Origin of the sequence: Janthinobacterium sp. OK676 (genome assembly GCF_900103595.1) — a bacterium.
Taxonomy (GTDB): domain Bacteria; phylum Pseudomonadota; class Gammaproteobacteria; order Burkholderiales; family Burkholderiaceae_D; genus Janthinobacterium.
This window is the reverse complement of the sequence record NZ_FNHA01000014.1, coordinates 20,177-44,790: the sequence shown is the minus strand read 5'-3', so window position 1 is coordinate 44,790 and position 24,614 is coordinate 20,177. Positions and strand designations below refer to the sequence as shown.

Here is a 24,614-nt window from a genome sequence, read left to right as displayed (position 1 = left end):
TTAGTTTCCTTTACCGGCAACGGCGACGCTGCTGCTGGCCACGGCGGCGGCGGGCACGGTCTTGGCTGCCGTCAATTCCACTTTCTGTCCATCCTTGAAGGTCGAGCCCGGCGTGCGCAGCACGGTATCGCCGCTGGCCAGGCCGCTTTGCACTTCCCACTGGCCCGTGCGCACGTCGCGCGCGCCGATGCGCAAATTCACTTTATGCAAGGCCTTGTCCTTGACTTTCCACGTGTACGTGACGTCGCCCGCCTTCACCAGGGCCGAGTCGGGGATCATCAGCGCGCTGACGGTTTCCGTCTCGATGCGCCCTTCCGCGTACAGGCCCGCCACGCGCGGCTGTTCCTTGTCGTTGAAATCGACCAGCACGGCCACCTGGCGCGTGACGGCGTTGGCGGCAGGATCGACACGGCGCACCTTGCCCGCGAAATCCTGGCCCGGATAGCCATTGATGCGGAACAGCACGGGCTGGCCCACCTTGACGACGCCGATCTTGTCGGCCGACACCAGGCCTTCGAGCCGCATGCTGGTCGGATCGATGACCTTGATCAATTCCTTGCCGATTTGCGCCGTATCGCCATTCGAGACCTTGCGCTCGCTCACGATGCCATCGAACGGCGCGCGCACGAGGGTGCGCTGCAACTGCTGGCGGGCCTGGGCGGCGCGGCTTTTCGCGGCCGACAGATCGCTTTGCGCATTGTTGCGGCGGATTTCCGCGTCTTCCAGCGCCTGCGTCGACGTCATGCCCGAGGCGCGCAGGGTTTTCATGCGCTGGAACATGCGTTCGGACTGTTCCAGCACCTGGCTCGAAGCACGGCTCGCTTCCTCGGCCGAATTGAGGCTGTCGCGGATGGCCGTTTCGTCCAGGCGCACGAGCACGTCGCCCCGTTTGACGATTTCGCCATTTTCCTTCAGGACCTGGATCACGACGGCCGACACTTCGGCGCGCAAGTCCGCGTTGCGCTCGGGCTGCACGGAACCGGTGATGACGGGGCCGGACGCCAGCGCATTGCTCTGGATGGTCAGCAAGTCTTCCGGAGAGACGAGCAGATTGACGGCGGCGCCCGCCTGTTCCTTGCCATCCTTGCCGCCCTTGCCGGGATCTTTGGACTCTTTGCCGCAGGCGGTCAGGGCAGAAGCGATTGCCAGAACAAACAGGGTTTTGCGCAACATGGGTATTTCTCCGGATAGATAGCGCCACGACCGTCCCGGCGGCCCGGATAAGGCTGCAGGCGATAGCAAGCATTTATTTTTATTAAAACCACAAGCGCCAAAGTATCCATGAGCGCATCCGGGCATGTCAATCGGCCGTTTCCTGTAATGCTTTATTCAATGGATGAAACGTAGTTTTTACGCCCTGAAACGCAAAACCCCGCCTTCAAGCGGGGTTTTGCGTTGCAGGGGAAAGATGCCTACCGGGCAAACACGGTGTTGATCAGGAAACCGATGGCCACGCCCGTGCACAGGCCGCCGGCGATTTCCACCAGCGTGTGGCCCATGCGCTCGCGCAAGGTCTTGTGCGCGGCGCTGCCCGCTTCCTTGGCCAGGCGGTTGATGGCGGCAGCCTGCTTGCCCACGTGCTGGCGCAGGCTGTTGGCGTCGATGATGACGATGAAGGCCAAGGTCACGGCCACGCCGAAGGCGGGATGGCCGATGCCTTCGCGCAAGGCGATCAGCGTTGCCATGCTGGACACGACGGCGCTATGGTTGCTGGGAAAACCGCCATTGCCGACCAGGCCGAACGCCCATTGCCGCGTGCGGGCACTGTTGATCAGGAATTTGATCGGTCCGACCAGGATCCAGGCGATCAGGGGCGTGACGAGGTAAGCGATATCCACGGGGTATTCCTTCTTATATATATGTCGAGAGTGTGTCAGGGGCTGCGGCAGCCAGACAGGCGCGCCGCAATTATCGCAGATCAGCCGCGCCAGCAGAACTGTCCATTGCCAGGCCATAAAAACGCCGCCGCCGCCGGCGATCATATAAAATCATGGCATATACAACAATTGACGTATATCAACACTGAGTGCGGCGCGCACAGCGGCGCGGATAATCAAACGTCTTTCATACTTGCAACGGGGTACTCATGCGGCATTTCAGAATTTCCTTTTTAGTCACTTTTGTCCTGATGGCGGTGTCGGGCTGGTGGGGTTACAGCCATGGCGGCATGCCGGGCATGATCCAGGCGCTGTGGATCACGGGCGTGCTGGGCATCATGGAAGTGTCGCTGTCGTTCGACAATGCCGTGGTCAACGCCTCGGTCTTGCGCCACTGGAATGAATTCTGGCAAAAACTGTTCTTGACGGTCGGTATCCTCGTGGCCGTCTTCGGCATGCGGCTGCTGTTCCCGCTCGTCATCGTTTCCGTCGCCACGGGCCTGGGCCTGGTCGACGTGTGGACCATGGCCACCACGACGCCGGACGTGTATGCCAAGCACCTGACGGACAACCATGCGCAAGTGGCGGCCTTCGGCGGCGCTTTCCTGCTGCTGGTCTTCCTGAACTTCCTGTTCGACGACGAGAAGGAATTGCACTGGCTGGGCTGGGCCGAGGAAAAAGTCAACGCGCTGGGCACCGAAAGCCTGGCCGTGCTGATCACCATGGGCGCCGTGGCCGCTTGCGTGGCCATGGGGCCGGTCGATGAAAAATACAGCGTGCTCGCGTCGGGCATCGTCGGCATCGCCGTCTACATCGGCGTGAACTGGATCAGCGGCTTGCTGGAAGAAGGCGAACCGGACTTGCAGGATGACGAAGAAGAAGGCGCCGCGCCAGCCCGCAACGGCAATGGCGACCTGGTAAAAAGCGTGGCACGCGGCAGTATCGGCGGCTTCCTGTACCTGGAAGTGCTGGATGCCTCGTTCAGCTTTGACGGCGTGATCGGCGCCTTCGCCATCACCAACGACGTCGTCGTCATCATGCTGGGCCTGGCCATCGGCGCCATGTTCGTGCGTTCGATGACGGTCTTCCTCGTGCACAAGGGTACCCTGGACGAATTCGTCTACCTCGAGCACGGTGCCCATTATGCGATCGGCATCCTCGCCCTGATCATGCTGGCGTCCGTCAAATACCATATTCCGGAGTGGTTCACGGGCCTGTCGGGCGTGGCTTTCATCCTGGTCTCGCTGTGGTCATCCTTGCGTTATCGCAAACGGCACGCGGCACAAGCTTGAAATCGGGGGTTCCGCCCCCAATTGAAAGAGTAATGGCACGAGCGCCATGCGCGCTCATCCCATGCAGGCATGTTTGAGTTATTTACTGAAAAGGAGCACCACATGGCAATCAGTTTGCAAAAAGGCGGCAACGTCAACCTGAGCAAGGAAGCACCGAACCTGAAGAAGATCATCGTCGGCCTCGGCTGGGATCCTCGTTCGACGGACGGCGCCACCTTCGACCTTGACGGTAGCGCGTTCCTCCTGAAAAGCGACGGCAAAGTCCGTGGCGACTCTGACTTCATCTTCTACAACAACCTGAAGTCGACCGATGGCTCCGTCGTCCACACGGGCGACAACACCACGGGCGAAGGCGAAGGCGACGATGAGCGCATCGAAATCGACCTGACCCGCGTGCCAAACGACATCGACCGCATCAGCATCACCGTCACCATCCACGACGCCGATGCGCGCCGCCAGAACTTCGGCATGGTCTCGAAAGCCTTCATCCGTTGCCTGAACGCGGAAGGCGAAAAAGAAATCGCCCGCTACGACCTGTCCGAAGACAGCTCGACGGAAACGGCGATGATCTTCGGCGAAATCTACCGCTACAACGGCGAATGGAAGTTCAAGGCCATCGGCCAGGGCTTCAACGGCGGCCTGGGCCCCCTCGCACGTTCGTTCGGCGTCAACGCCTAATTCACGCTCGTTAAACCTGCTGCGCCGCTCACTTTCGGGCCTGCGTTGCTCGCTACCTCGGCGGTCCCGTACCTCCGTACAGCTGCGCGACTTAACCCGAAATCGAGCTTGCTCGCTACGGTTTTCCGAGGTGAATTATCTTAATGTCATATCATTACTGCCGCCTGCACAGATCAGGCGGCTTTTTTTTGGAGATTTATCATGCCAGTATTTAGTGTCACGGGCGACGTCGATCCATTCCTGCACGTCAGCATGAAGCAGGGTGAAACCATCTATTGCGAATCCGATGCGATGGTGATGATGGAGACGGCGCTCGACTTGAAGGGCAAGATGACGGGCGGCCTGGGCAGCGCCATCATGCGCCGCTTCGCGAATGGCGAATCGTTCTTCCAGCAGCATATCGAAGCGGTGCGCGGCAGCGGCGACTGCCTGCTCTCGCCCACCCTGCCGGGCGCCATCGAAGTGGTCGACGTGGGCGCGCGCCAGTACCTGCTCAACGACGGCGCCTTTGTCGCCGCCACCTCGGGCACGGAAATGAAGGTGCGCACGCAAAGCATCGGCAACGCCCTGTTCGCCCAGTCGGGCGGCTTCTTCGTCATGGAGACGGCCGGCACGGGGCAAGTGGTGGTGTCGGGCTTCGGCTCCATGTTCCAGCTCGACGTCGAGCCGGGCAAGGACGTCGTGATCGACAATTCCCACGTGGTCTGCTGGGACAACAGCCTGAAATACGAGATTTCCGTGACCACGGGCGGCGGCTCGGGCAGTGGCGGCGGCATCGGCGGTTTCCTCGGCAATATCGTCAATAGCGTCACCAGCGGCGAAGGCATCGTGCTGCGCTTTTCCGGCTCGGGCAAAGTATTTATTTGCTCGCGCAACCGCGACGCCTTCCTGAAGTGGACGGCGTCGGGCAAAGCCGGCTGATCCCCAAACGCCCGCCAAAACCGTCCACGATGCGCAGCAGGTCTGGGCTGGCGTTTTTCTAAGGCCAGGTTAAGTTTTTCTAGCTACACTCCCCGCGCGCGCACCTGCGCGCGCCTTTTCTTTTACCCGGTCACCGTACATGCAAAGAGTCTGGTTCAACAAAACATTTTCCTCGGTCGGCACGGCCATGCGTTTGATCCGCGAAGCCGACATGGCCGCGACAAACGGCGTGCCCCGCTATCACATCGTGTGCAGCAATACGAATGCGCACGCTGCCGCCTTTTTGGCGGCCCACGAATATGCGGTCGAGCCGTCAGGCCTCACGGGTCTCGATTATGTCGAGTGGTGCCTGGAATTTTGCCGCGAGCGGGGCATCACGATTTTCTGGCCCGGCAAGGAAGCGGGCCTGATCGGCAGCGCCAGCGCGCGCTTCGCCGCCATCGGCACGCGCGTGCTCAGCGTGGCCAGCGAAGAGACCCTGACCCTGATGCACGACAAGGCGCGCTTCTGCGACGGCCTCGATCTGCCGATGGCGCGCCCGGCCGACTACCGCGCCGTGACCACCATTGCAGAATACGACGCCGCCTACACCGAGCTGCGCCCGCTGCATCGCAAGCTGTGCATCAAGCCGTCCGAATCCGTGTATGCCCTGGGCTTTGCCATTCTCGATGAGGAGCGCACCAGCGCCCAGCTGCTGCTGGCCGGCGCCGCCTACCAGATCAATGCGCAGGAATTGCGCAACGGCCTGGCGCAGATGGCATCGTTCAAGACCCTGCTGCTGATGGAATACCTCGATGGCCACGAATACAGCGCCGACTGCGTGGCAGACCAGGGCACGCTCGTTTGCGCCGTGCCGCGCAAGAAGCTGCACGGGGGCGGCAGCGGCCAGCTGATCGAGCTGCGCGCCGACTTGCTGGCGGCCTGCGAGAAACTGGCGCGCGACTACCGCCTGAATGGCGTCTTCAACATCCAGTTCCGCGAAGGCGCGAACGGCCTGGCGCTGCTGGAGATCAACCCGCGCATGTCGGGCGGCATCGGCATGGCTTGCGCGGCCGGCCCGAATTTGCCCTACCTGGCGCTGGCAGGTTTCGACCAGGGCTTTGACAAGCTCGCCGTGCCCGCCATCGCCGAAGGCATGCGCGTGGGCGAAGCCGCCTACGCCGTGGAGCTGCCATGAACCTCGTCAAGCAGCAGATGCCCACGGGCGAGCTGACCTTGAAAGTGGACGAGGCGCGCTTTCCGCTGGACTGGCTGATCGGCTTTGCCGCGCGCGCCAACGCCAAGCGCGGCTTCCTGTTCCTTTCAAAAGTGCTGGGCAAACACTGGCCCGTCACGCCGCGCGCCATGCAAACCATCCACGACGACCTGGCCGCGCAGATCCCTCCCAGCCTGCCCGGTCCCGTCGTCTTCATCGCCATGGCGGAAACGGCCGTCGGCCTGGGCCAGGGCGTGTTCGAAGCGTGGCTGCGCGCCAACCCGAACGGAAAAGCGTTGTTTTTGCACAGCTCGCGCTACCGCGTGGGCACGGTGCCCTTCTTCGAATTCGAGGAATCGCACAGCCACGCGCCGCGCCAGTTTTTGCATTTGTCGGACGCGGCCAGCGCCCTGTTTTCCACGGCCAGCAGCCTGGTGCTGATCGACGATGAAGCGTCGACCGGCAACACCTTCGCCAACCTGGTGCAAGTGTGCCGCGCGCGCTATCCGCAGCTGGAAAAGCTGCACCTGGGCGTGATCACCAACTTCATGGGCCAGGCCGCCAATGCGGGCTTGAGCGAGCGTTTCGGCCTGCCCACCAGCATAGGCGCGGCGCTCTCCGGCCAGTATGCCTTCCAGGCCGGCGCTGCGCCGGCTCCCGTGGCGGCCAGCGCGCAGCGCTTCGAGGCGAATGCGGAACGGGGCGCCAGTCCCGCGTTCGGCCGCATCGGCGTGGGACGCGCCCTGACGCCGCCGCAAGGCCTGGCCGTGCGGCTGGCGCAGGAAATCGGCGCAGGCGACTCCGTGCTCGTGCTGGGCACGGGCGAATTCATGCACCCGTCGTTCCTGCTGGCGCGCGAACTCGAAGCGCTGGGCAAGAACGTCGTGGTGCAATCGACCACGCGCTCGCCGATTTTGTCATGGGGCTCCGTCGGCCACATCGTCCACTGCGACGACAACTACGGCGAAGGCATCGCCAATTACCTGTACAACGTGGCGCCTGGCCAGTACCAGCACGTTTTCATCTGCCATGAAACCCCGGCCAGCCCGGCCCTCATGCAACTCGCCGGCCAGTTGAACGGCCGCCTGTTCCACTTTCAGTCAGAGACCACAATTGAAGAAATTCCTGTTTGTTGACCTGGACGACACACTGTTCCAGACCCCGAAAAAATGCCCGGGCGAGACCGACCTGCAAGCGGCCGCCTATTTGAAAAATGGCGACGCCTGCTCGTTTACGACGGCGCGCCAGCGCGCCTTCTTCGAGTTCGCGCAAAGCGGCATGACCCTGATACCCGCCACGGCGAGAAATGGCGACGCCTTCCGCCGCGTCGACCTGCCGTTTACCAGCTACAGCGTGCTCGATTACGGCGGCATCGTGCTGCAGCCGGGTGGTGCGCTCGACGCTGGCTGGCTGGCCCTGATGCAGAACGACATGCAGACGGCCTTGCCCGGCCTGCGGGACGCGATGCGCATCATCGACGATTTCCAGACCAGGACGGGCATGCCTTCGCGCGCGCGCCTGATCGAGGATTACGACACGCCGTTCTACATCGTCGTCAAGGACCATGAAGCGCGCGGCGAGCGCCTGGCCGACATCGAAGAGCAGGTGCTGCGGCAGTGGATCGCGGCGGAAGGTTCCGACTACTTCATCCACCGCAACGGCAACAACCTGGCCGTGCTGCCGAAGACCTTGAACAAGGCGCGCGCCGTGGCCTACCTGCGCGCGGAACTGGAAGCCGAACACGGCCCCATCGTCAGCTTCGGCATGGGCGACAGCCGTTCGGACGCGCGCTTCATGGCTGCCTGCGACTACGCCATCATCCCCAACGGTACCCAGCTGGCGGCACTCACGGTGGCGGCGCTATGACCGAAGGCACGCAGCATTTCAGCGGCAGCTACCGCCAGGAAGACGTGGAGTTCCTGCTCACGCCGATGGCGCTCGAGCCCATCCTCGACCTGGCCGAAAAAGAGCGTCTGATCCAGTCTGGCCAGCGCCACTACAGCGAAATGCTGTCGCCGGAATCCTTGCCCTCGCCCGCCTACCTGGCGTTGTTCCAGAGCGCGTTTGCGGCCAATCGCCTGCAGATGGCGCGCGACTGCCTGCGCCTGGCCGCCCTGATCGCGGCGCGTCGCACCGGGCCCATCACCTTGGTATCGCTGGCGCGCGCCGGCACGCCCGTGGGCGTGATCCTGGGCCACTTGCTGCGCCAGGTGTTCCAGCGCGACTGCAGCCACTATTCCGTCTCCATCATCCGCGACCGCGGCATCGATGCGAACGCCCTGCGGCACATCCTGGCACAGGGCCATGGCGACGCTTCCCTCGTCTTCGTCGACGGCTGGACGGGCAAGGGCGTGATCTCGCGCGAACTGCGCCAGACCGTCAACGACTTCAATGCCGCGCATGGCACGGCCATCGACGGCGGCCTGTTCGTGCTGTCCGACCTGGCCGGCACGGCCGCCTGCGCCGCCTCGGCCAGCGACTACCTGATCCCGTCGAGCATCCTGAACGCCACCGTCTCGGGCCTGGTGAGCCGCTCCGTGCTCAATGATGCCATCGGTCCCGACGACTTCCACGGCTGCGTGTACTACGCGCAGTTCGAGCAGCACGACCAGTCGCGCGCTTTCGCCGACGGCCTGGTGGCCGACGCCATGGCCATTGCCGCCAGCAGCGGCGTGCCGCTGGCCGAAGCGAGCGATGCGCCGGCGATGGCGGCCCGCTCGCAAGCCTACATGGCCGCCGCGCAGCAGGCATACGGCATCAGCGACATCAACCTGATCAAGCCGGGCATCGGTGAAGCGACGCGCGTGCTGCTGCGCCGCGTGCCCGAGCGCCTGATCGTGCGCGACACGAATGCGCCGGACGTGGCACATTTGCTGCTTCTGGCGCAGGAAAAAGCCATACCCGTCACAGTAGAACCGGCGCTGCCTTACCAGGCGGTCGCCCTTATCAGGAGCGCAGTCGATGGATAACAACTCCCTACACCCACAAAGCGAACATAAGGCGGCGCTGGGCGCCTCCATGTATGTGCCGACCACGCACAAGGACTTGCTGGCGATCGCCAATGGCGACAAATTCAGCCATCTGCGTTCGGTCATTCTTTGCACCGAAGACGCCATCGCGGAACGCGACCTCAGTTACGCGCTGTTCAACCTGTCGCTGGCGCTGCAAAACATGGGCGACGACTCGGATACCTTGCGCTTCGTGCGCGTGCGCAATCTCGAAGTGCTGGCGCGCGTGCTGGCCATGCCCGGCGCCGACAAATTGAGCGGCTTCGTGCTGCCGAAATCCACGCGCAGCAATTTCAGCGCGTATTTCGAGCTGGTGCGCCACACGCACCACTGGCTCATGCCGACGCTGGAAACGGCGGAAGTGTTCGACGACGAGGAAATGAAGCAGTTCCGCATCGAGCTGTCGGCGCCGGAAGTGCGGCGCCGCATCCTGGCCCTGCGCATCGGCGGCAATGATCTGCTGGCCCTGCTGGGACTGCGCCGCCCCACCAGCGGCACCATTTACCAGACGCCGCTGGGCCAGGTCATCGGCCGCCTGGTCACCACCTTCAAGCCGCACGGCTTCCAGCTGACGGCGCCCGTCTTCGAGCACCTGTCGCAGGGCGGGTGGCTCGACGTGGAAGTGGCGCAGGACATGGCACACGGCATGATCGCCAAGACGGCCATCCACCCGGACCAGGTGCCGCAGATCGAGCGCCACTACCAGGTGGCGCAGTCCGACATCGAACTGGCGCTGCGCATCATCGACCCGGACAGCCCGGCCGTGTTCCGCATGCAGGAATCGATGTGCGAAGTGGCCACGCACAGCAGCTGGGCCTTGCGCATCATCGAGCAGGCGCGCCTGTTCGGCATCCGCCATGCGGCCGACGCGGCGCCCGCGCACCTGCCCACTACCACATTGACTCAACTCTCAAGCGACGAAGGGATTGCACGACCATGACCAATTTCACACGCGGACAAAAAGGCAAACTGGCTGACCTGGGCTTGAACGGCCCGTTTGCCGTCACCCTCGATATCGCATCGGGTTCGATGGAAGTGGACGTCAGCTGCTTCGGCGTCGATGCGGCAGGCAAGCTGTCGGACGACCGCTACATGGTGTTCTACAACCAGAAAAGCGCGCCGGACAACGCCGTCACGGTGGAGCTGAACGGCCCCCGCTCCACCTTCAAGGTCGACCTGTCGCGCCTGCCCGCCTCGATCGACAAGCTGGTGTTTACCGCGGCGACGGAACATGGCAGCATGCGCGCGCTGGGCAACTCCAGCATGGCGCTGGGCCAGGCAGCCACGTTCGCCTTCACGGGCACGGACTTCCAGGATGAAAAAGCCGTCATCATCGGCGAACTGTATCGCCGCGACGGCAGCTGGCGCTTCGGCGCCGTGGGCCAGGGTTTCGCGGGCGGCCTGGCGGCCCTGCTGAAGCACTTTGGCGGCAGCGAGGCCGCTTCGTCTTCCCCTGCGCCAGCACCGATCCCGGTGCCCACGCCAGCGGCCCCGCCGCCGGCAAATAAGATCTCGCTGTCGAAAATTCGCCTGGAAAAACGCGGCGACAAGATTTCGCTCGACAAGCGCGACAGCGGCGGCTATGGCCGCATCCGGGTCAACCTGAACTGGAACCAGAACGCGTCGCAAGGCCAGGCGCCCGCCTCGAAACTGGACACGGGCTTCCTCGGCAAACTGTTCAACAAGCCGGCCGGCCGTTCGGGCGGCATCGACCTCGATATCGGCTGCCTGTTCGAGATGAGCAACGGCAGCAAAAGCGCCGTGCAGGCGCTGGGCAACAGCTGGGGCGCCTACGACCGTCCGCCGTACATCCACCTGGAAGGCGACGACCGCACGGGCAGCATCAGCAGCGGCGAAAACATCTTCATCAACGGCACCCATTTCGACCAGATCAAGCGCGTGCTCGTCTACGCCTTCATCTACGAAGGCGTGCCGAACTGGGCCGCCACCGATGGCGTCGTGACGATCGAGATTCCCGGCCAGCCGACCGTGGAAGTGCGCCTCGACAGCGACAGCCAGCACGCCATGTGCGCCATCGCCATGCTGGAAAACCACGGCGGCAACCTGCAGGTGACAAAATTGGTGGAATACTTCGGCGGCCAAGGTAAAATCACGGCGCACCAGGCCATGGACGAACGCTACAATTTCGGCCTGAACTGGAAAGCCGGCCGCAAGGACTGATCCTTTTACCTAGACAACCCAACCATGACCCCTACGACCAAAAAAGTCACCTTCGCCTTCGCCATCTTCCTCGTGGCCGGCTTCCTGCTGCTGGCAGCCTACACGTGGATGGCCCTCAGCTTCTCGTACTCGGAAGGCGAACGGGCGGGCTACCTGCAGAAGTTCTCCAAGCGGGGCTGGATCTGCAAGACATGGGAGGGGGAATTGCTGCTGACGGCGCTGCCGGGCACCATCCCGGAAAAATTCCAGTTCAGCGTGCGCGATGAAGAGGTGGCGAAGCAGCTGACGGCCGCCGCCGGCAAGCGCATTCTCGTCACCTACAGCCAGCACAAGGGCGTGCCCACGCAATGCTTCGGCGAGACGGAATATTTTGCCGATAAAGTCGTCTTGAGCCAGTAACACCACAATTCGGCAGCATCGCGCCGGCCAGCCCTTCCAGGCCGGCGCCTCCCCTCCCGCCTCATCATTGGCGCGCCTCACACATTCTCACTTTCTTATACACTTGTGCTGAGTTCTGGCCAATACAGTCCATAAATGTAGCCAATGTGCAAGATTCTTGCGCAATCGCATGATGCCCCGCCAGACGACCTTTAGCGTGTATTCACCTGTCACTGGAAAACGTCATGCGCCTGCCATACACCGCCCTGGCCTTGCTGGCCGCCTCGCTCCCCCTGTCCGCTCAGGCACAGGATATCTCCGGCATGGCCGGCGCCCTGAAAGTGAACGCGACCAATGAGCGCACCTTTGTCGCCGCCGTCAGCTACACGCAGCCCGTGAACACCTACAGCGCCGTCAGCCTGTCGTACATCAACGAGGGACACCCGCAAGACCATCACCGCGACGGCATGGCGGGCCAGGTGTGGCTGCGCACGAAAAACGTGGAGCAAGGGCTGATGCTGGGCGCCGGCGTGGGCCGCTATTTTTTCTTCGACACGGCCAGGACGGACGACGGCCTCCACAACTTCGCCAATGACCATGGCTGGGGGTCCATCGCCAGCCTGCAGGCGCGCTGGCAATTCGACAACCGCTGGTATGCGCAGGCACAGCTCAACCGGATCAAGCCAGACGGCAAGGACAACACGACGCACCTGCTGATCGGCGCCGGCTACCGCTATGACGGCGTGCCCGGCGCCAAGCTGCACTTGCAGAACTGGGCATACGACGACACCCTGACCCTATCGACGGGCCACACCATCGTCAACAGTTTCCGCTCCGAAACCGCGCGCCCGTTCACCCTGGAATACCGGCGCGCGGCAGGAAAATACGTGGACTGGAGCGCCACCCTCATCGACGAAGGCGGCACGGCGCTGGCGCACCGGCGCGGCCTGGCCGCCCAGCTGTGGCTGATACGCTCGCTCAATGAAAAAGTGGAATTCGGCATGGGCGGCGGCCCGTACATGGCGTGGGATGCACGCGACACTCCGGGCCACGACGCGCGCCTGAACGGCCTGCTGTCGGCCGTGGCCCGCTACCACGTCAACCGCCACTGGGTGGCGCACGTGGTGTGGAACCGGGTGGTGACGGATTACCACCGCGATGCCGATGTGTTCCTGGTCGGCGTGGGCAGGAAGTTTTGAGGAAGATACAGACGTAACCCAAACCCAGGACTGGGGTCGGTCGCTGCGCGATTGAAACGCAGTCCATTGGACTGCGTTTCCCCATTAGGGTCCGACCCCGGCTGTTATCGGGTTCTCAGACTCTCAGCGCGAACGCCACACGGCTCCCGCGTCATTCGGCTGCGTCAGCCGCTCGATCACTTCCCGCGTCAAGCTGGCCGAACTCACCTGTTCGGCTTTCGCGCGGGCGGCGGTCAATGAGCTGGAAAACGCGCTTTGCGGCTGCTCCAGGCTGGCGCGCAGGGCGGCCAGTTCGCGCTCTTGCTGCTGCGCACGCTCCATTTCCCGTTCCAGCAACTGCTGCTTGGCAGCCGCCATCGCGCGCGTCGTCTCGGCCGCCTTGCGCTGCAGGGCCGCATGGGCCTGGGCGCTGGCCAGCAAGGCTTGCTGCGCGTCGAGCTTCTCGCTGGCGGCCTGCTGCGCGGCCAGTTCCAGCTGCTCGCGCTGGCGCATGGCGTCGAGCGCCTGCTGCTCCAGGGCGGCGCGCGCTTCGGCAGCCGCCGTCGCCTGCTTTTCCGCTTCCAGGCGGCCGGCGATGGCTTGCGAGGCGCGCTCTTCGGCGCTGCTGGTCTGGCGCTGCTGCACCAGTTTTTGCGCGATCAGGGCCAGCGACTCGCGTTCGGCCGCGACGAAATCGCGCTCGGACGCCAGCAGCGCTTCGGCCGCTTGCGCCTTGTCTTCTTCCACGCGGGCGCGCTCGCTATGCACCTGGCCCAGTTCCACGGCCAGGCGCGCCTGCGCCTGCACGGCTTGCGCGGCAGCGGCTTTCTGTTCGCCTTCGACGAGGGCCTGGTCCATCAGGATGCGGATGGCGTCCGCTTCCTTTTGCGCCGCTTCCCGCAAGGCCAGTTCGGCCGCGTGCTGGCCGCGCAGCAGTTCCGCTTGCGCGCCTTCGGCGGCGATGCGTTCCTGCGCCGCGCCAAACGCCAGCGCTTCCGCTTCCAGCTTTTCTTTCAAGGCGGTGATGGCGGCTTGTTCGGCGGCCAGGCGCTCCTGCTCCGCCTGCAGCAGCTGCTCTGCCTGACGGGCTTTTTCCTGCGCCAGTTGCGACACTTGCGCCTGCGCGGCCAAGGTCGCCTTGCCGGCATCGACTTCGGCCTGCTCGGCGTCGTTCTGGCTGGCGGCCAGTTCCGACGCCTGGCGCGCCAGTTCGGCGCGTTCCTGCGCCAGGCTGGCGGCGCGCTGCTGCTCTTCCAGTTCGCGGGCGGCGGCCACGGCGGCGGCCTGCTCGGCCGCTTCGCGGGCCTTGGTTTCTTCGAGAGCCGCTGTTTCCGCTTCCAGCTTGGCGTGGCCGGCGATTTCCGCATCCTGTTCGGCAGCCACGCGGGCCAGCGCCACGGCGCGCAGCTGGCGGTCCACCTCGATGCGCGCTTCGGTGGCGGCCAGGATGCGCACGTCGGCATCGCGGCGCGCCTGCGCGCTGGCCACGGCGACCATTTCCAGGCGCTCGCGGTGGATGGCCGCGTCGCGCAATTCCTTTTCCGTCTGCAGGCGCAAACGCAGCGACTGCGCCGCATGGCGTTCCGATTCCGCCTGCGCCAGCGCGATGGCTTCGCGTTCCTGTTCCAGGTGCGCCAGCGCGCGCGCTTCTTCCAGGGCGCGCACTTCGGCGGCGGCGCGATTGAATGCCGATTCCAGCGCGATCTGGTCGGCGCGCTCGCGCTGCACCGTCAAGTCCAGCGCTTCGCTTTCCGCTTCGGCCAGCATCTGCGCCGTCTGGCGCGCGCCGTGCGCATGGCGCTCGCGTTCGCGGGCCAGCACGGCCACTCGCGCGTCGGCCGAGGCGATGCCCACCATTTCTTCCTTGGCCGCCTGCACGGCGGCGACGCGCTCGACGGCCTGCAGGCGCGCCTGCTCCGTCTGCGCCTGCAATTCCTCGGCGGCGCGGGCGGCCTGCTCGGCCAGTTCCGACTGCACGGCCACCTGCTCGCTGGCGCGCAAGCGGCTTTCCTGCTCGGCGCGGGCGCGCTGTTCGGCGGCCAGGCGGATTTCATTGTCGGACTCCACGCGGGCGCGCAGTTCCGCCGTCTCCTGCTTGACGGCTTCCAGGCGGGCCACGCTCGCTTGCGCGGCGGCGCGCATGGTATCGAGACGTTCGCGGTTGGCGGCAATCGCTTCTTCAGCGGCCTGCGCATTTTGCTGCGCGGCGGCGGCGGCGGCCGCGTCGATGGCGGCGCGGTCCTCGGCCAGCGAGCGCACGCGTGCCTCGGCCAGGGCCCGGCTTTCGGCGGCGCAGGTGGCCTTCGCTTCCGCTTCCACACGGGCGATCGCCTCGTGGATGGCTTTCAATTCCATTTTCTGGCGTTCGGCGGCGGGTGCCTTGCTGTCGGCTTCGACTGCCGGCTCGGCCTGTGCTTCGGCTTGCAGCTCGGGCGTGATGGCGGCGGCAGGCGCTTCCGCCTTGCTTTCCAGGTCCTTGAAATCATGCAGCGAGACGATGCTGTCCTGGTCGAACTCGTCGTCGGCGGAATACGCGACGGTAAGGGAGGCGGCCTGGCGCTGATTTTGCTGTGCTTGCATGATTTCTCGCTTGTTCGGGTGAATTCCGTTGCTTATGGGAATTTATTACCACCATTATCGAACAGGCATGCACAAATCAGCGCGGCAAGAAGAGCGCCTTTTACCGCCCTTTTCATCATTTCACCAATCAAACCTACTGCGCGTCGCGCTTTGTGTCCGGCGATGCTCACTGGGCGTCAGCCCAGTTGCGCTTCTCGGACGCAAATCACTGCCGCTCGCTACGGTTTTATTGGCAAAATATGCATTCAGATGGGCCACAAAGGCGCCTCGTCCATCAACGCCACCTGTTCGCGCAATTCCAGGATGCGGTCCTGCCAGTAGCGCTGCGTGTTAAACCACGGGAAGGCGACGGGGAAGGCGGGGTCGTCCCAGCGGCGCGCCAGCCAGGCCGAATAATGGATCAGGCGCAGGGTGCGCAGCGCTTCGACCAGGTACAACTGGCGCGGGTCGAAATCGCAAAAATCCTCGTAGCCGGCCAGGATGTCGCCCATCTGGCGCACCTGGTCGCTGCGCTCGCCCGACAGCATCATCCACAGGTCCTGGATGGCCGGTCCCATGCGGCTGTCGTCGAAATCGACGAAATGGGGGCCGGCGTCCGTCCACAGCACGTTGCCGCCATGGCAGTCGCCGTGCGTGCGCAGCATGGCCACGTCGCCCGCGCGGTCATAGCAGCGCTTGACGCCGTCGAGCGCCTGCTGCGCCACGCTGGAATAGGCGGCCAGCAGTTCGGGCGGCAGGAAATTACCCTCCAGCAGAAACTCGCGCGGTTCGACGCCGAACGTCTGGTGATCGAGCGCCGGCCGTTCCTTGTAGGTCGACAGCGCGCCGACGGCGTGGATGCGGCCGATGAAGCGCCCTATCCATTCCAGCGTGGCCGGGTCGTCCAGCTCGGGCGCGCGTCCGCCATGACGGGGGAAGACGGCAAAGCGGAAGCCCTGGTACTGGTGCAGGGTGCTGCCATTGATGGACAGCGCCGGCACCACCTGGATTTCGCGCTCGACCAGCTCGGACACGAACGCGTGTTCTTCCAGGATGGCCGTATCGCTCCAGCGCGCGGGGCGGTAAAACTTGGCCACCAGCGGCGCGCTGTCTTCGATGCCCACCTGGTAGACGCGGTTTTCATAGCTGTTCAAGGCCAGCAGGCGGCCATCGCCGCGCAGCCCCACGCTATCGAGCGCGTCGAGCACGCAATCGGGGCTCAGGGCGGAAAAGGGATGGACGGGCCGGTCGTCCTCGTGCGGCTGGTTTTCATTGTGCATAAGCGACATTGTAAGGCGCCCGCGGGCCGCCGGTGCAAACACTTCGGTGCTGAAGCGCCGCAAGGCGTATACTGGCGCCTTACATTCATAAAAGAGCAAGCCATGCAACTCGAACAGCCATTATCAGAAAAAGAATTTGACGAATTAGACCAATTCCTGTTGTCGGACCGGTGCTCCGAAGACGCGATGACCATGGATATGCTGCACGGCTATCTGACGGCCGTGGCCATCGGTCCTGAGCCGATCATGCCGGCCGAATGGCTGCCGCGCGTATGGGGCGAAGATGCCAACGACGCGCCGAAGTTCAAGAACAGCAAGGAAGAAGAACGCATCGTCAATCTGATCATGCGCTTCATGAATGAAGTGCTGGTGACGTTCGAAGTGGCGCCGAAGGAGTTCGAAGCCCTGTTCGTCGAACACGACTACGAAGGCCAGACCCTGATCGATGCCGAAGCCTGGTGCTGGGGCTTCTGGGACGGCATGGAACTGCGTCCGGGCTCGTGGAACGAGATCTGGGATTCCGAAGTGGCCGAACTGATGCAGCCTATCTACCTGCTGGGCGCCGACGAAATCAAGGAAGAAGAGCTGAAACTGGTGGAAGACCCGGTCAAGGCGCACAAGCTGGCGCAGGAACTGGAAGCGAACCTGCCGGCCATCCACCGATTCTGGGTCCCGCGCCGCAAGGCTCCCGTGCAAACCATGAAGCGCGAAGAGCCGAAAGTGGGCCGCAACGACGACTGCCCTTGCGGCAGCGGCAAGAAGTTCAAGAAATGCTGCGGCGCCGAGCCGGCAGCCGAGTAATCAAGTCATTCGCGCCGGGCACTGTCCCGGCGTTTTCTTATCCCCTCTTGTAACGCCCCCCGCTGCCCACGCTGACGATGCGCCGCGCCTTGGCCACCGGCTTGGCCGCGTCTGGCACGGCGGCCAGCACCTGCATCGGCGCGGCCAGGGCCAGCGCGCCCGCCCCCGTTTTTTTCAGCGCGATGCGGCGCGCCACGCTGGCGGCGATCATGCGGCGCATAGCTCGCCCTCCCGCACCACCCGGTCGACGATATGGCGCCATTCGCACAGCTCGTGCACGCCCGGCTTGCGTTCGCCGAAGAACATGACGATGGTGTCGCCATTCGCGTCGAACAGTTCCACCGACGTCACCAGGCCATCGACCGTCGGTTTTTTCACCACCCAGGCGCTGGCGACATGGTCTTCGCGCAAATGCAGGTTGAAGCGCGCATCGAGGACATTGATCCACGGTCCCATCACGGCGATCTTGTGCACGGGTCCCGAATGGATCTGGATCATGCCGGCATTGCCGACGAAGGCCATGATCGATACTTTTTCAAGGGCGGCGTCGTTGAGCAGGTCGAGCACGCAGGATTTGTCGAGCTGCTGCACGAAGCGCGCCTCGGCCAGGCGCAGGCCCTGCAGGCGCGAGACCGAATATTTTTTCAACATGGTGAAAAATTCATGCGTGTCGCGCAAGTCTGCCCAGGCGGCGCGAAAGCCGGCCACGTCGATCTGCGCGTCGGGCAATTCGGCCGGCGCCGGCGCCGGCGCCTTCACGGCGATGCCGGCCGCCTGGTCCGCGTCGGCGAAATGCGCGACCAGCGCGTCATAAGCGGCAATATCGCTGTGCGGCTTCATGAAAATCTTGTGCACGGCCTGGCCGGCCGCGTCGAAAAACTGCAGGCTGCGCTGCACTTCCTTTTCTCCCATCTCGCGTACGGCAAAGCCATGCGCCCACTGACGGTAGAACACGCGCAAGTCGATGTCGCCGCCGAGCACCAGGCCCACGTGGTTGTTGTGGCTGGCATTTCGATAGACGCCCGTCTTTTCATGGACGCACGAGGCGTTGCGCGTCAGCGCCATGACTTCGCCCAGCGCTTCCAGCGCCTGGACGATGGCGGGCCAGTCGGGCTGCAGGCGCACGGCGCCCAGCAAGGCGCCGTTGGCCAGCGACAGGCCCGCATGCGAGGCGATCAGCTCGCCTTCGGAAATGGCCAGTTGCTCGGCGAAGTCGCGGTGGCGGGCTTTTTTCTCGCGGCGCAGGCGGGCAAATTCGCCGGCGATCATCTCGGTATTGCAAATAGGGGGCATGCTCGTCACGGTGTCTCCTTTCAAGGCGAACACTGGCTGGCATGGGCTGGCTGGTGGTGGGGAATCTTGAAATCAATTATAAATGAGAATCATTCGCAATCAAGAGATATTTGTGTCCGGCAAAAAAAAGCGCCGCGACAGGAAACCCGTCGCGGCGCCAAAGGAGACCGATCGATACAACCGATCAGTTCGGAAAAAAAGTCAGGCGCTGGCCTGCACGGCCGGCATGGATACCGGCTTGGCAGTGGGCCGCTGCGCCAGCAGGACGACGGCGGCCAGCACCATGGCGCCGCCCAGCAATTGCGTGCCGCTGACGGACTCCTTCAGCAAGGTCACGCCGAAGGCCATCGTGATCACGGGCTCGAACGTGGAAATAATCGAGGCCTTGGCCGCGCCGATCTGCGCCACGCCGGCAAAGAAGGCGGCAATGGCGATGGCCGTCGAGAACAGGGCGATGGCGCTGACGGCCAGCCAGCCCGTCGCCGTGCCCGGCAAGGACACGCCCTGCCACAGGGCGATCGCGCTGTTCGACAGGCCTGCCGTCCCCAAAATCACGACGCAGGCCGCCAATGGGTGAATATTCTCGCGGCTTTTGGCCAGGCTGTTGCCAAACAGGATGTACACGGCGTACACGCCGGCCGCCATCAATGCGAGGGCGATGCCGATGGGCTGACCCTGCAGCTTGCCGCCCAGGGTGATGGCCATGCCGGCAATGGCCAGCGCCATCAGCACCAGCATGCGCCGGTCCAGCTTTTCCCAGCCCAGCGCCAGCGCGAGGATGGTGACCAGCACGGGATACACGTACAGCAGCATGCCGCACAGGCCGCTGCTGGCATACATGAGGGCATTGAAATAGCCTTGCGACTGGGCCGTGTACATCAGGCCCATCAGCATGTAGCCGGCCAGCAGGCGGCCGCGCGGCAAGCGCCAGCCACCGAGCCACACGAGCGGCAGCAACAGCATGGCGGCGATGACGAAACGCAAGGCCAGCATGGTCGACGGGTTGACCCCGGACGCATAGGCCGCCTTGGCAAACACTGCGGAACTGCCGAAACCGGCGGCCGACAGCAACACCAGCGCAACGGCGCGGCGATCAGACATGACTAACCTCTTTGAGTACACTTGGGCAAACCTGCTGCGTATCGCGACGGTTTTCCAGGCGTTGTAACGTTGCAAATATAAATGCCCAGCAAGGCCGGGAGATGATGCATGCGTAAATCCTATTGCGGGTCGCTTCACGCAGTGACGGCATCATATTCGCTTGCGCAAAATGAAACAAACCAATATTCTTCACGGATAGGCCCAATAATACTGAGGCTCAATTCTCCTGAGAACGCCATGTCACGTCCCTTGCCCCCACTTGCCGCCCTGCACGCCTTTGAGGCGGCCGCCCGCCATGAAGGCTTCCAGCGCGCGGGCGAAGAATTGCACGTGTCGGCCGGCGCCATCGGCCACCACGTCAAGCAGCTGGAAGCATGGCTGGGCATCGTACTGTTCCAGCGCCTGCCGCGCGGCGTCGTGCTGACCAATGCCGGCCAGCGCTATGCGGCCTCGCTGGGGCCGATCCTCAACCAGCTGGCCGACGTGTCCGAGCAGGCGCGGCGCCAGGGCGATGACAAGGTGGTGACGGTGACGGCCACCAGCTCGCTCGTCTCGCGCTGGCTGATGCCGCGCCTGGGCCGGCTGCGCGACCGCTATCCGCAGATCGAACTGCGCGTGCTGGCGTCGATGCACCCCGTCGACCTGGCGCGCGATGGCGTGGACGTGGCCATCCGCCTGGGACCGGGACGCTATCCGGGCCTCAAAGTGGATTTACTGATGGAAGAATGGTTTTCCGCCGTCTGCAGCCCCGGCTTTCGCGCCAACGCGGCCAGCCTGCGCCAGCCGGCCGACCTGCTGCGCTATCCGCTGCTGCACGACGAGCCGGAGGTGCACCTGCCCGGCGAAATCGACTGGACGCGCTGGCTGCACAGCTGCGGCGTGCATTACAGCGGCAATAGCGGCAACAGCGGCGCGCGCTTTTCGCACACGTATTTATGCCTGGACGCGGCCGCCAGCGGCCAGGGCGTGGCCATAGCCGCCAGCCCCCTGATCGGCGACGATCTGCGCTCGGGCCGCCTGGTGCGCGTGTTCGAACACGCCGTGCGCGGCCCCCACTGCTATTATCTGCTGCGCTCGCCCCAGGCGGAAACGCGGCCCCTCGTGCATGCATTCTGCGAATGGCTGATCGCCGAGGCGCGCGCCGACCAGGAAACCGTCTGGCCCACCGTGGAGACCGCATGACTCAGCAGGAATTGGCGCGCAGCGCCGCATATAGCGTGCAGCACGAATACGAACAGGCCACGGTGACGGCGGCCGATGGCCGGCAAGCGAGCCTGGGCGAGTTCTATGGCGACCCGGCCGTGGCCTTGATCGATGCGAATGAGCAATGGTGCGCCGTGGCGGGCGAGGGATTGGTGCTGTGCCGGCTGGGCCAGCTGTTCGGCCAGTGCGCGGCCTATTTCCGCCAGCCAGGCGCGGTGCGCTGGATCACGGCTTTACGGCAAACGGGACCGTTTGCGCTGGAGTGGCAGGGTGAGGATGGCGCTTGGCACAGCCTTGTCTTTGAGGCGGCGGATGTGTCGGCTTACGCGCCGGGGTGCTAAGCCGACCTACGCCGACCTACGCCGACCTACGCCAGCGGCGGTGGCTGGCCCGTAGGTCGGCTTAGCGCGCAGCGCGTAAGCCGACAACATCATTACAACTTGATGAAGTGCTCGCGGTAGTACTTCAATTCTTCGATCGACTCAAGAATATCGGCCAGCGCCGTATGCTTCTGGTGTTTCTTGAAACCGGTGGCGATTTCCGGTTTCCAGCGCTTGCACAGCTCTTTCAGTGTTGACACGTCAACGTTGCGATAGTGGAAGAACGCTTCCAGCTTCGGCATGCCGCGCACCATGAAGCGGCGGTCCTGGCCGATGGTGTTGCCGCACATGGGCGACTTGCCTGCCGGTACGTATTTCTTCAGGAACGCGATCAGTTCCGCTTCCGCCTGCGCTTCCGTCACGGTCGACGCCTTGACCTTGTCGATCAGGCCCGAGCGGCCGTGCGTACCCTTGTTCCAGGCATCCATCTTGTTCAGGGTTTCATCCGACTGGTGAATCACGAACACGGGGCCTTCGGCCAGCAGGTTCAAATGCATGTCCGTCACCACGACCGCCACCTCGATGATGCGGTCGGTATCGGGCTCCAGGCCCGTCATTTCCATGTCGACCCAGACCAGGTTCATCTCGTTTGGACGTGCCGGCACGGTGGGTGCGGGGGCGGATGCAGAGGTGGCTGCAGTTAAGTCGGTCGCTTGTGACATAATTCTCTCTTGGCCTAATCAAACTAAATAATCAGCCATTTTCTCACAGGCACAGAATGTATTCACTCGCGTTTTCGATTTTGTTTGTATCCGTCCTCGTTTTGACCCTGGCCGTGCGCTTCTGGCTCGCTTCACGGCAGATTCGCCACGTGCTGGCCCACCGCGCGGCTGTTCCGCCCGAATTCGCGGAAAAAATCCCGCTCGCCGCGCACCAGAAGGCGGCCGACTACACGGTGGCCAAGACCAAGTTCGGCCTGCTGACCCTGCTGGTCAACTACGCCGTGCTGATCGGTTTTACCTTGCTGGGCGGCCTGCAATGGCTGGCGCTGTACCTGAACGAACTGACGGGGCCGGGTTCGCCCATGCTGTACCAGATCGGCCTGATCGCCGCCTTTGCCGCCATTTCCGGCCTGATCGACCTGCCCTTCGATTACTACCGCCAGTTCGTGCTGGAGCAGCGCTTCGGCTTCAACACCATGGCGCGCAAGCTGTTCTTCATGGACATGCTCAAGGGCGTGGGCCTGGGCGCGGCCATCGGCCTGCCGCTGATCTGGGTCGTGCTGACCCTGATGGCCAAATCGGGCGGCCTGTGGTGGCTGTACGCGTGGTTCGTCTGGAGCGGCTTCCAGCTGCTGATGATGGTGCTGTTCCCCACCGTCATCGCTCCCCTGTTCAACAAATTTACGCCGCTGGCCGACGAATCCCTGAAAAGCCGCATCGAAGGCTTGATGCAGCGCGTCGGTTTCGCCTCGAAAGGCCTGTTCGTCATGGATGGCTCGAAGCGCAGCGCCCACGGCAATGCCTATTTCTCGGGTTTTGGCGCCAACAAGCGCATCGTATTCTTCGACACCCTGCTGTCGCGCCTGGCGCCGCAGGAAATCGAGGCCGTGCTGGCGCATGAACTGGGCCACTTCAAGCTCAAGCACATCGTCAAGCGCATCGCCATGATGTTCGTCATCTCGCTGGGCTTCCTGGCACTGCTGGGTTACTTGAAGACGCAGCCGTGGTTCTATGCGGGCCTCGGTGTCGACCCGGTCGCCCTGGCGCTCACTGGCCAGCCGACGGACGCGCTGGCCCTGCTGCTGTTCATGCTGGCCTTGCCCGTCTTCACTTTCCTGCTGGGACCGTTGACGTCGCTCAGCTCGCGCAAGCACGAATTCGAAGCGGACGCCTTTGCCGCCACGCACACGCAGGCGGACGATCTCGTCTCGGCCCTCGTCAAAATGTATGAAGACAACGCGTCGACCCTGACGCCCGACCCGCTGCACTCGGCCTTTTACGATAGCCACCCGCCGGCCAGCGTGCGCATCCGCCACCTGAAAGGGGTTCCCGCATGAATACGCCATCGACTTCGCAAGACCTGGCCCAACTGAGCTGCGCTCCTCGCCAGCAGGCGCTGGGCGACTCGGACATCGCCACCCTGCACGCCCTGCTGCCCCAGTGGACGCTGCAAAACGGCAAGCTGTGCCGCGACTTCGGCTTCAAGAATTACTACCAGACCCTGGCGTTCGTGAACGCCCTGGCCTATATGATCCATACGCAAGACCACCATCCGGAGCTCATCATTACTTACAAAACCTGCGCCGTGCGCTACGACACGCACTCGGTCAACCAGGGCGCCGGCGGCCTGTCCGAAAACGACTTCATCTGCGCCGCCAAGGCAGACCTCATCTACCAGAGCAGCCAGGTGGCCCCATGAGCGAAGGCAAGTTGACGGGCGTCATCATCGCCGCCCACGGCCGCCATTACCTGGCCGACGTGGACGGCGCCAAGCTGCAATGCGTGACGCGCGGCAAGAAAACCAATGTGGCCGTGGGCGACATCGTGCACCTGACGCGCACGTCCAGCGACCAGGCCGTCATCGACCGCATCGAGGAACGCAAGACCCTGCTGTACCGTTCGGACCAGTACAAATCGAAATTACTGGCTGCCAACCTGACGCAGCTGTTCATCGTCGTGGCGACGGAACCGGGCTTTGCCGACGACCTGATCTCGCGCTCGCTGGTGGCGGCCGACGCGGCCGGCATCGAGGCGCGCATCATCCTCAACAAGACGGACGTGACCGCGTCGCTGGAACGCGCCCGCGAACGCCTGCTGCCGTATTCCTCGATGGGCTATCCCGTCGATGAAGTGTCGGCGCGCGCCGAACCGGAACATGCCGTGGCCACGCTGGCGCCGCTGCTGGCGGGCCAGTCGTCGATCCTGATCGGCCAATCGGGCATGGGCAAGTCGTCGCTGATCAACCTGCTGGTGCCGGACGCGGACATCGCCGTGCGTGAAATCTCGGCCGCGCTCGACACGGGCAAGCACACGACGACCTTTACGCGCCTGTACAAGCTCGACGAACTGGGCGCGAACAGCTCCATCATCGATTCGCCCGGCTTCCAGGAATTCGGCCTGTACCACCTGTCCGAAGGCATGCTGGAGCGGGCCTTCCGCGAATTCCAGCCCTACCTGGGCGGCTGCAAGTTCTATAACTGCCGCCACCTGATCGAGCCGCAGTGCGCCATCCTGCAAGCCGTGTCTGAAGGCAAGATCGCCAAGATGCGCCACACCCTGTACGGCCAGCTGCTGCACGAATCGGCGCAGACCCTGTACTAAGCTCCCGCCGCAACGCAAAAATAGCG

25 protein-coding genes are annotated in these 24,614 nt (G+C 63.8%); 17 read left to right on the top strand and 8 right to left on the bottom strand.

The genetic code is table 11. The annotated features are described in order from the left end of the window. Both BLU39_RS23805 and BLU39_RS23800 read right to left on the bottom strand, forming a co-directional pair. On the bottom strand, positions 1-1,173 hold the full coding sequence (locus BLU39_RS23805; RefSeq protein WP_092717816.1) for an efflux RND transporter periplasmic adaptor subunit: 1,173 nt from the start codon (positions 1,171-1,173) through the stop codon (positions 1-3). A gap of 239 nt (positions 1,174-1,412) precedes the next feature. Continuing rightward, positions 1,413-1,838 carry a divergent PAP2 family protein gene (locus BLU39_RS23800; protein ID WP_092718203.1) on the bottom strand — a complete coding sequence of 142 codons (426 nt, stop codon included), beginning with the start codon at positions 1,836-1,838 and terminating at the stop codon, positions 1,413-1,415. A 248-nt stretch (positions 1,839-2,086) separates the two neighbouring features. Between BLU39_RS23800 and BLU39_RS23795 the strand changes: the two genes are divergently transcribed. The 11 genes from BLU39_RS23795 to BLU39_RS23745 all read left to right on the top strand — a co-directional run bounded on the left by BLU39_RS23795 (position 2,087) and on the right by BLU39_RS23745 (position 12,729). Beyond that, positions 2,087-3,169 carry a DUF475 domain-containing protein gene (locus tag BLU39_RS23795; protein WP_092717813.1) on the top strand — a complete coding sequence of 361 codons (1,083 nt, stop codon included), beginning with the start codon at positions 2,087-2,089 and terminating at the stop codon, positions 3,167-3,169. Positions 3,170-3,271: 102 nt separating this feature from the next. Then, on the top strand, positions 3,272-3,847 hold the full coding sequence (locus BLU39_RS23790; protein WP_086146096.1) for a TerD family protein: 576 nt from the start codon (positions 3,272-3,274) through the stop codon (positions 3,845-3,847). A gap of 201 nt (positions 3,848-4,048) precedes the next feature. After that, positions 4,049-4,768, top strand: a complete 720-nt coding sequence (locus BLU39_RS23785) for a TIGR00266 family protein (protein ID WP_092717810.1) — start codon at positions 4,049-4,051, stop codon at positions 4,766-4,768. A gap of 139 nt (positions 4,769-4,907) precedes the next feature. Further along, positions 4,908-5,945, top strand: a complete 1,038-nt coding sequence (locus BLU39_RS23780) for an ATP-grasp domain-containing protein (RefSeq protein WP_092717807.1) — start codon at positions 4,908-4,910, stop codon at positions 5,943-5,945. Continuing rightward, positions 5,942-7,099, top strand: coding sequence for a phosphoribosyltransferase domain-containing protein (locus tag BLU39_RS23775; protein ID WP_092717804.1), 1,158 nt, complete (start codon positions 5,942-5,944; stop codon positions 7,097-7,099). The genes BLU39_RS23780 and BLU39_RS23775 overlap by 4 nt, the downstream gene beginning before the upstream one ends. Next, positions 7,077-7,829, top strand: coding sequence for an HAD family hydrolase (locus tag BLU39_RS23770; protein ID WP_092717800.1), 753 nt, complete (start codon positions 7,077-7,079; stop codon positions 7,827-7,829). Before BLU39_RS23775 ends, BLU39_RS23770 begins: the two co-directional genes overlap by 23 nt. After that, complete coding sequence (locus BLU39_RS23765) at positions 7,826-8,932, top strand: cysteine protease StiP family protein (protein ID WP_092717798.1); 1,107 nt, start codon at positions 7,826-7,828, stop codon at positions 8,930-8,932. The genes BLU39_RS23770 and BLU39_RS23765 overlap by 4 nt, the downstream gene beginning before the upstream one ends. Continuing rightward, positions 8,925-9,911 carry an HpcH/HpaI aldolase/citrate lyase family protein gene (locus BLU39_RS23760; protein ID WP_092717795.1) on the top strand — a complete coding sequence of 329 codons (987 nt, stop codon included), beginning with the start codon at positions 8,925-8,927 and terminating at the stop codon, positions 9,909-9,911. Before BLU39_RS23765 ends, BLU39_RS23760 begins: the two co-directional genes overlap by 8 nt. Then, positions 9,908-11,152, top strand: a complete 1,245-nt coding sequence (locus tag BLU39_RS23755; RefSeq protein WP_092717792.1) for a TerD family protein — start codon at positions 9,908-9,910, stop codon at positions 11,150-11,152. Before BLU39_RS23760 ends, BLU39_RS23755 begins: the two co-directional genes overlap by 4 nt. 24 nt (positions 11,153-11,176) lie before the next feature. Beyond that, the gene (locus BLU39_RS23750; RefSeq protein WP_046682297.1) at positions 11,177-11,551 is read left to right on the top strand and encodes a hypothetical protein; all 375 of its coding nucleotides are present in this window, start codon (positions 11,177-11,179) and stop codon (positions 11,549-11,551) included. A 224-nt stretch (positions 11,552-11,775) separates the two neighbouring features. Beyond that, positions 11,776-12,729, top strand: coding sequence for a hypothetical protein (locus BLU39_RS23745; RefSeq protein WP_092717789.1), 954 nt, complete (start codon positions 11,776-11,778; stop codon positions 12,727-12,729). Positions 12,730-12,852: 123 nt separating this feature from the next. On the opposite strand, the gene BLU39_RS23740 is transcribed toward BLU39_RS23745, so the two are convergent. Both BLU39_RS23740 and BLU39_RS23735 read right to left on the bottom strand, forming a co-directional pair. Beyond that, a complete protein-coding gene (locus tag BLU39_RS23740; protein ID WP_092717786.1) occupies positions 12,853-15,288 on the bottom strand; it encodes a coiled-coil domain-containing protein in 2,436 nt (811 codons plus the stop codon). 245 nt (positions 15,289-15,533) lie between these two features. Then, positions 15,534-16,547, bottom strand: coding sequence for a serine/threonine protein kinase (locus tag BLU39_RS23735; RefSeq protein WP_092717783.1), 1,014 nt, complete (start codon positions 16,545-16,547; stop codon positions 15,534-15,536). 102 nt (positions 16,548-16,649) lie between these two features. On the opposite strand from BLU39_RS23735, the gene BLU39_RS23730 reads away from it, so the two are divergent. Beyond that, positions 16,650-17,348 carry a UPF0149 family protein gene (locus BLU39_RS23730; RefSeq protein ID WP_092717781.1) on the top strand — a complete coding sequence of 233 codons (699 nt, stop codon included), beginning with the start codon at positions 16,650-16,652 and terminating at the stop codon, positions 17,346-17,348. 37 nt (positions 17,349-17,385) lie between these two features. Here the strand turns inward: BLU39_RS23730 and BLU39_RS23725 are convergent, their stop codons facing one another. The 3 genes from BLU39_RS23725 to BLU39_RS23715 all read right to left on the bottom strand — a co-directional run bounded on the left by BLU39_RS23725 (position 17,386) and on the right by BLU39_RS23715 (position 19,742). Beyond that, positions 17,386-17,568: a hypothetical protein gene (locus BLU39_RS23725; RefSeq protein ID WP_092717778.1), complete on the bottom strand. Its 183-nt coding sequence runs from the start codon at positions 17,566-17,568 to the stop codon at positions 17,386-17,388. Further along, entirely contained in the window at positions 17,556-18,641 is a 1,086-nt protein-coding gene (locus BLU39_RS23720; protein ID WP_175539408.1) for a hemin-degrading factor, read from the bottom strand. The genes BLU39_RS23725 and BLU39_RS23720 overlap by 13 nt, the downstream gene beginning before the upstream one ends. A gap of 201 nt (positions 18,642-18,842) precedes the next feature. Further along, entirely contained in the window at positions 18,843-19,742 is a 900-nt protein-coding gene (locus BLU39_RS23715) for a DMT family transporter (protein WP_092717773.1), read from the bottom strand. A 237-nt stretch (positions 19,743-19,979) separates the two neighbouring features. On the opposite strand from BLU39_RS23715, the gene gcvA reads away from it, so the two are divergent. Together gcvA and BLU39_RS23705 are read left to right on the top strand one after the other, a co-directional pair. Beyond that, positions 19,980-20,924 (top strand): transcriptional regulator GcvA, encoded by a 945-nt coding sequence (gene gcvA / locus BLU39_RS23710; RefSeq protein ID WP_092717770.1) that lies wholly within the window; start codon positions 19,980-19,982, stop codon positions 20,922-20,924. After that, entirely contained in the window at positions 20,921-21,286 is a 366-nt protein-coding gene (locus tag BLU39_RS23705; RefSeq protein WP_092717767.1) for a hypothetical protein, read from the top strand. Before gcvA ends, BLU39_RS23705 begins: the two co-directional genes overlap by 4 nt. A gap of 92 nt (positions 21,287-21,378) precedes the next feature. Here BLU39_RS23705 and orn read toward each other — a convergent pair whose 3' ends face one another. Then, positions 21,379-21,987, bottom strand: a complete 609-nt coding sequence (gene orn, locus BLU39_RS23700; RefSeq protein WP_175444464.1) for an oligoribonuclease — start codon at positions 21,985-21,987, stop codon at positions 21,379-21,381. Between the two features lie 56 nt (positions 21,988-22,043). Between orn and BLU39_RS23695 the strand changes: the two genes are divergently transcribed. From BLU39_RS23695 to rsgA, 3 genes are read left to right on the top strand one after another with little or no spacing between them, the layout of a single operon-like run. Then, the gene (locus BLU39_RS23695) at positions 22,044-23,324 is read left to right on the top strand and encodes a M48 family metallopeptidase (RefSeq protein WP_092717764.1); all 1,281 of its coding nucleotides are present in this window, start codon (positions 22,044-22,046) and stop codon (positions 23,322-23,324) included. Continuing rightward, entirely contained in the window at positions 23,321-23,686 is a 366-nt protein-coding gene (locus BLU39_RS23690) for a 4a-hydroxytetrahydrobiopterin dehydratase (RefSeq protein WP_092717761.1), read from the top strand. The genes BLU39_RS23695 and BLU39_RS23690 overlap by 4 nt, the downstream gene beginning before the upstream one ends. Beyond that, a complete protein-coding gene (gene rsgA / locus BLU39_RS23685) occupies positions 23,683-24,588 on the top strand; it encodes a ribosome small subunit-dependent GTPase A (protein ID WP_092717758.1) in 906 nt (301 codons plus the stop codon). Before BLU39_RS23690 ends, rsgA begins: the two co-directional genes overlap by 4 nt. Positions 24,589-24,614 lie beyond the last annotated feature (26 nt).